The sequence below is a fragment of the Caballeronia udeis genome, assembly GCF_001544555.2.
In the GTDB taxonomy this organism is placed as follows: domain Bacteria; phylum Pseudomonadota; class Gammaproteobacteria; order Burkholderiales; family Burkholderiaceae; genus Caballeronia; species Caballeronia udeis.
The window spans coordinates 37,425-43,957 of the sequence record NZ_FCOK02000082.1; the positions used below are offsets into that span (position 1 = coordinate 37,425).

The window sequence follows — 6,533 nt, forward strand, 5'->3', positions numbered from 1 at the left end:
CCTGAACCAGAACGTCAGGCAAAACCCCTCGGGTTCTGCGACTGCCAGCGCCAGTGATCGGCGCACATCCGTTCGATGCCGTGTTCCGCCTGCCAGCCGAGCAGCTTCGCGGCGGCGGCCGGATCCGCGAAACATTCTGCGATATCCCCCGGACGGCGGGCGACGAGCTCGTACGGCACGGGCTTGCCCGAAGCCGCTTCGAACGCCTTCACCACATCCAGCACGCTATACCCCTGGCCCGTGCCCAGGTTCACGACAAAGCTGCTGTCAAGCGACTCCAGCGCATCGAGCGCCTTGATATGACCACGCGCCAGATCGACCACATGAATGTAATCGCGCACGCCGGTGCCGTCGTGGGTCGCGTAATCGCTGCCGAAAATCCGCAGGCGTTCCAGTTTGCCCACCGCCACTTGCGCGACATACGGCATCAGGTTGTTCGGCACGCCCGCCGGATCTTCGCCGATCAAGCCGCTTTCATGCGCGCCGACCGGATTGAAGTAACGCAGGGTTGCAATGCGCCACGCGGCATCGGAGATTTCCAGGTCGCGCAAAACCTGTTCGGCGATAAGCTTCGATTGCCCGTAGGGGTTCGTTGCCGACAGCGGAAACGACTCGTCGATAGGCACGCTCTTCGGCACGCCATACACCGTCGCCGACGAACTGAAGACGAATTTCTTCACGTTGCGCGCGCGCATGGTGTCGAGCAGCACGAGCAGGCTGTCGATGTTGTTACGGTAATACTCGATCGGTTTCGCCACCGATTCTCCCACCGACTTCAACGCGGCGAAATGGATCGCGCCGGTGATCGTGTGTTCATCGAAAATGCGGGCGAGGGCGGTTTCATCGCGGACATCGGCTTCGTGGAATGCCAGCGTCTTGCCGGTGATCTGCTCCACGCGTTTGAGCGACTGAGCGTTGCTGTTCACGAGGTTGTCGATCACGACAACGCCGTAACCGGCATTCAGCAATTCGACGCAAGTATGCGAGCCGATAAAACCGGCGCCGCCCGTGACAAGGATCGTGCCCTTCGCGCTTGTGTGACCAGTCATGAATAACGCTCCCGGAGGGTGATTTAGAGTGAAACGCCGGTAACCGCGCGTATTGTGCCTTTATAACGCTCGACGACCGCGTTTTCGTCGAATTCGCGCGCCACCTTGGCGCGGCCCGCCACGCCCATTTCAGCGCGTGCCATGTGGCTCGAGAGCAGCACGCGTTCGAGTTGCTGCGCGAGGCTGTCGGCGCTTTTTACTTCGCACAGCAGGCCCGTCACGCCGTTTTCGACGACTTCGCGGCAGCCGGGGACATCGGTGGCGACAATCGGGCGTCCCATTGCCGACGCCTCCATCAAGGTCCGCGGCACGCCTTCGCGATACGACGGCAGCACCACGCAATCCGCATTACCGATAAACGCGCGGACGTCGTGCGCCTCGCCGAGATAATCGATGACCCCTTCGCGCTGCCAGGCCTGCACTTCGTCGAGCGTGATGGCGCTGGGGTTGTCGACGCCCACGGGTCCGAGCAACTGGAACCGCGCGTACGGATATTTCAGGCGCAGCCGGCGGGCTGCATCGACGTATTCCGCGACGCCTTTATCCCACAGCAGACGGCCAATTAAAATGAAAAAAAAGCCTTCCGTCTGCGGGTTGGCACGCGGTAGCGGCTGGAAAGCATAGTCGTCGAGATCGACACCCTCGCCGTGCAGCAGGCGCGCGCGGTCCGGATGAGCCAGCAGGTTCTGGTCGATGAACGCCTGCCGGTCGTCCTGGTTCAGGAACCACACTTCGCGCGGAAACCGGAATGCGAAACGGTAAAGCCGTTTGGCAACACTTGCGGTCCGGCTCCTCTGGATGAACACATAACCCAGTCCCGTGGTGACCGCAATCGATGGTACGCCCGCGAGTTTCGCCGCGATCGAACCGTAGATGTTCGGTTTGATCGTGTAGTGAAATACCAGGTGCGGCCGGGTTGCCCGGTACTCGCGATACAGCGCGGCGAGGGTCTTCAGGTCATCGCGGGGATTGGTGCCTTTCGACGCGACCGGCAGCTCGACGCATCGGCAGCCCATTTCTTCCAGCGGCGCGAAGGTCCGGTCGCGCGGCGCGATCACCGAGACTTCCACGCCGCGTTCGATCAGCATCCGCAGCAAGCCGCGCCGGTAGGTGTAGATCGCCCACGCGGTGTTGCAGACGAGGGCTATGCGAAGGCGGGATTTCTCTGCGTTCATTCGATAGGTTTCAAATACGGCATGTCAGGCGCTGGATGAAGGGCTTGAAGCAAGGGCTTGAGTCAAGGGCTTGAAGCAAGGGCTTGAAGCAAGGGCTTGAAGCAAAGTATTGCGTCACGCCTGAAACAAGCGGGTTTTCAACGCACGCACGGCGCCGTACGGCAGCATCAGATGCGTGATGTTTTTCGCCACGCCAAGCCAGTCCGGCAGGTTCGTCAGGCGCATGTATTTCAATTGCAGCCGCAGCGTGGAAAGCGTTTGTGTACGGCGTTTCGTGGCGCTGATGCCGTGCTCGTTGAGTTCGTAATACACGCCGAATTCCGGCAGGTTCGCGCAGTCGTGGTCTTGCATCAGGCGCAGGAACAGATCGAGATCCTCGGCCGCGCGATACTCCGCGCGATAGTTGCCGGCGTCCATCACGGCGCCGACGCGCAGCATCATCGTCGGATGGGAGAAGCAGGCGCGCAGCAGCATGACGCGGCGGATCGCTGCGGGTTCGGCGGGCGGCCGAAGGTCGAACAGCGGCGCGCCCTCCATGCTCACCACATGCGTCCACATGCCGAGCGCCGCCGTTTCCGGATGCGCTTCCATATAAGCGCGCTGCTTTTCCAGCCGATACGGCGTCGCCAGATCGCCCGCATCGATTCGCGCCGCGTATTTGACACCCCGTTGCGCCAACGTGGCCACGCCGGTCTGCAACGCCAGCTCAATACCGCCATTGCGCGGCATGCGCAGCACGTCGATCGTGAGGTTCGCAACAGACGGCGCGACAATGGGCGGCAGGCTGCCGTCATCGACGATCAGCACGCGCACCGGCGCGCGCTCGCAGAACGAGGCGAGCGTGCGGTCCAGGTCGTGCTGGGCGTTGAACACCGGAATCAGCACGGTGACGTCGTCGAGCGCCGGAGATGACATGGGCGTGGTGGGCGTAGGTGAGGAAGCCGTCATACCCGCAGCCTGAAGCGGATGTAGTAGAAATTGACCGATGCCGCCGCGAGATACCCCGCCGCCAGCCCGATCAGCGCGCCATAGCTGCCCATGCGCGGAATCGCGATCAGGTTCACCCCGAAAGCGACCGCCAGCGCCAGCAGCCACTTCGCGAGCAACACGAATTTCGCCTGGTATTTAAGCACGACGAGGTTTCCGATTGCTTCTATGCCGGCCGGCACTGAAAGCCAGACCGCCCAGCGGAAAATGCTGATGGATTCGGTGTAGGCCGGCCCGAACACGCGCGAGATGATGACCCCCGCGAGCAGGTCGAGCACGATCGCGCCGCCGATCATCAGCACGGCCGTCATCGCGATCAGGCGCCCGAGGTTGCGTTTGAGCTGCACGGCGTCGTGCACCCGGTACACGAACGCCGGGGCGATAGTCTGCGCGAGCATCAGCGCGAGCGTGATCCAGTTTTCGTTGAGTTGCTGCGCGGCGGAATACCGGCCGAGATCGGCGAACGAAATGTGGCGTTCGAGCATGAGCCGGTCGAGCTTAAGGAACAGGTACATACAAATGAGGCCGAGCCAGAACACCGTGCCGGCGCTCGCGAAATGGCGAAACAGCGAGCGGTCGATGTGCCAGCCGAGCTTGCCGCCGTGCCGATGAATGTAATACAGCATCAACACGCCGCCGATGACCGCCGCTTCCAGCGCCCACAGCCAGCCGAAGCGCGCCGGGCTTGCCGCAGCGCGCACGAGCACGTACACGAGCGCGGCTTTGGCGACCGCCGTGAGCATGCTGGTCAGCAATTGCGGTTTGCTGTACGTCATGCTTTGCAGCCATGCGTTGATCACGCCGACGAAAGGTTCGCGGAACAGCATGGTCACGGCAAGGCCGGCGAGCATGGCGCCGACAAGCGGGTCCGTGAAACCCGCCGCAATGCCTGTCCAGGTGACGACCAGGGCCGCGGCGGATACGCCCATGCGCAACACGAATGCGCTGCCGAGCACCGTGCCGAGCTGGCCTGGCGGGCGATTCACGATGGTCGGCACGAGGATTTCGGCGCCGCAGACCCAGGTGATGGGCGAGAGCACGAGCAGCAGCGTGTTGGCGTATTGCCACTTGCCGAAGACGTCGGGGCCGAAGTAGCGCGCGAGCAGTCCGCTGATGGCGATAGCCACCGCGATCTGCGTCAGGCGTTCGAGACCCAGCCAGACGATGTTCGCCAGCGCCTTGGTGACGTCGGGGTTCTTGATCCGTTTCAGCATCGGCGGGCGGCGCCTGATGTTTTAGCAGCCATAGGTTTTAGTAGCCATAGGCATGGCGCTTGCGGTAAAAGAGCCGCCCGGGCTTTCTGTCATCCCTGCTGGCGCCCTGTCGGGAGCCGTCAACCTACGAGCGGTTTCCCGCCATTCGGTGCGACGTTTGTACTTTGCGGTGAAAAAGCGTCCGGGCATTGGATTAGAATATTTGCGCAGGTCCGCGCGGAAAGACTGCGATTATAGGTGCGAACAGTGCGCCCAACCGCGTGGTTGATACTCGCCGAGGGATCCCCGAAGGGAGCGTCACGAGGATCGGGGTCGCGCGCGACGAATTTCTTTCGTTATTTTTTCGCGTTTCGTCCGGTATCGTTTCTGGCAGTTCGTGCGTTCGGCGAGTTGTATCGGCGTAATGACCGGGTTGGTCGAGTCAGGTTTTCTTATTGTTGGCCGAAGGTCTGTATCAAGGGGTCTTCGTGACCCGGGACGCTTCGGGATGCCCCGGAACCATTTCAATTATTAGTCAGGTAGCCATTCCATGAGCCAGTCACCGCAAGCATCAGTTACCCAGTCCATTTTCAAGGCTTACGACATTCGCGGCATTGTGGGCAAAACTGTCGATGCCGGCGTCGCGCGCAACATTGGCCGCGCGTTCGGCAGCGAGATCAGAAGCCAAGGCGGCGACTCGGTCGTCGTGGCACGTGACGGCCGTCTGTCGGGTCCGGAGCTTGTTGGCGCGCTTGCTGACGGCTTGCGTGAAGCCGGCGTGGACGTTGTCGATATTGGCATGGTGCCTACGCCCGTGGGTTATTTCGCGGCCAGCGTGCCGATCGCGCTGCCCGCGGGCGAGCGGCGGGTGGATTCGTGCATTGTCGTGACGGGGAGCCACAATCCGCCCGACTACAACGGTTTCAAGATGGTCCTGCGCGGCGCCGCCATTTATGGCGACCAGATCCAGGCGCTGTATCAGCGTATTGTCAACGACGACTTTACGAGCGGTGCGGGCACGTACACCGAATACGATATCCAGCAGGTCTACCTTGACCGGATTGTCAGCGACATCAAGCCTGCCCGCCCGATGAAGATCGTGGTCGATGCCGGCAACGGCGTGGCCGGCGATCTCGCACCGCGATTGTTCAAGGCGCTGGGCTGCGAGCTGGTCGAACTGTTCACTGACATTGACGGGACGTTCCCGAATCACCATCCCGATCCGGCGCATCCGGAAAACCTGCAGGACGTGATCAAGGCGTTGAAGGAGACGGATGCGGAGATCGGTTTTGCGTTCGATGGCGACGGCGACCGTCTTGGCGTGGTCACGAAGGATGGCCAGATCATTTATCCGGATCGTCAGTTGATGTTGTTTGCGCAGGAAGTGTTGTCGCGCAACAAGGGTGGGCAGATCATTTACGACGTCAAGTGCACGCGTAATCTTGCTAAATGGGTTCGTGACGAGGGTGGTGAGCCGGTGATGTGGAAGACGGGTCACTCGCTGGTGAAGGCGAAGCTGCGGGAAACGGGCGCGCCGTTGGCGGGTGAGATGAGCGGTCACGTGTTTTTCAAGGATCGCTGGTACGGTTTCGACGATGGCCTTTATACCGGTGCGCGGATGCTTGAAATCCTGTCGCGGGTGGCTGATCCGAGCAAGCTGCTCAACGATTTGCCGAACTCGCTGTCAACGCCGGAATTGCAGCTGAAGCTCAATGAAGGTGAGAATTTTGAGCTGATCGCGAAGATGCAGAAAAACGCGAAGTTCACGGGCGCGGATGATGTGCTGACTATTGACGGGTTGCGGGTGGAATATCCGGATGGTTTCGGGCTCGCGCGGTCGTCGAATACCACGCCGGTGGTGGTTATGCGGTTTGAAGCTGACAGCGAGGAAGCGCTCAAGCGGATTCAGGAAGATTTTCGCCGGGTGATTTTGGCGGAGAAGGCCGACGCCAAGCTTCCATTCTGATTTTCGTTCGCACTTGGGGTTGGGGTTTGGGGGTTCCGGGGCTGGTGGTCGGGGGTGATGCCCGGTTGCCAGGTTCCGGGGCTGGTGGTCGGGGTTGATGCCGGGTTGCCAGGTTCTGGGGTTAGCGGTCGGGGTCAGTGCCGGGTTGGTGCTTTCGGCGTTA

5 protein-coding genes are annotated in these 6,533 nt (G+C 61.5%); 1 reads left to right on the top strand and 4 read right to left on the bottom strand.

Translation table 11 applies throughout. From position 1 onward, the window contains the following. Positions 1–14: 14 nt before the first annotated feature. The 4 genes from galE to AWB69_RS37355 form a co-directional block, all read right to left on the bottom strand. Positions 15–1,049, bottom strand: coding sequence for a UDP-glucose 4-epimerase GalE (galE, locus tag AWB69_RS37340; protein WP_062091804.1), 1,035 nt, complete (start codon positions 1,047–1,049; stop codon positions 15–17). Positions 1,050–1,072: 23 nt separating this feature from the next. Beyond that, complete coding sequence (locus AWB69_RS37345) at positions 1,073–2,224, bottom strand: glycosyltransferase family 4 protein (RefSeq protein WP_062091805.1); 1,152 nt, start codon at positions 2,222–2,224, stop codon at positions 1,073–1,075. A 114-nt stretch (positions 2,225–2,338) separates the two neighbouring features. Next, positions 2,339–3,172 carry a glycosyltransferase gene (locus AWB69_RS37350; RefSeq protein WP_062091806.1) on the bottom strand — a complete coding sequence of 278 codons (834 nt, stop codon included), beginning with the start codon at positions 3,170–3,172 and terminating at the stop codon, positions 2,339–2,341. Beyond that, complete coding sequence (locus AWB69_RS37355) at positions 3,169–4,425, bottom strand: oligosaccharide flippase family protein (RefSeq protein ID WP_062091807.1); 1,257 nt, start codon at positions 4,423–4,425, stop codon at positions 3,169–3,171. The genes AWB69_RS37350 and AWB69_RS37355 overlap by 4 nt, the downstream gene beginning before the upstream one ends. A 529-nt stretch (positions 4,426–4,954) precedes the next feature. Between AWB69_RS37355 and AWB69_RS37360 the strand changes: the two genes are divergently transcribed. After that, entirely contained in the window at positions 4,955–6,370 is a 1,416-nt protein-coding gene (locus tag AWB69_RS37360; protein WP_062091808.1) for a phosphomannomutase/phosphoglucomutase, read from the top strand. Positions 6,371–6,533 lie beyond the last annotated feature (163 nt).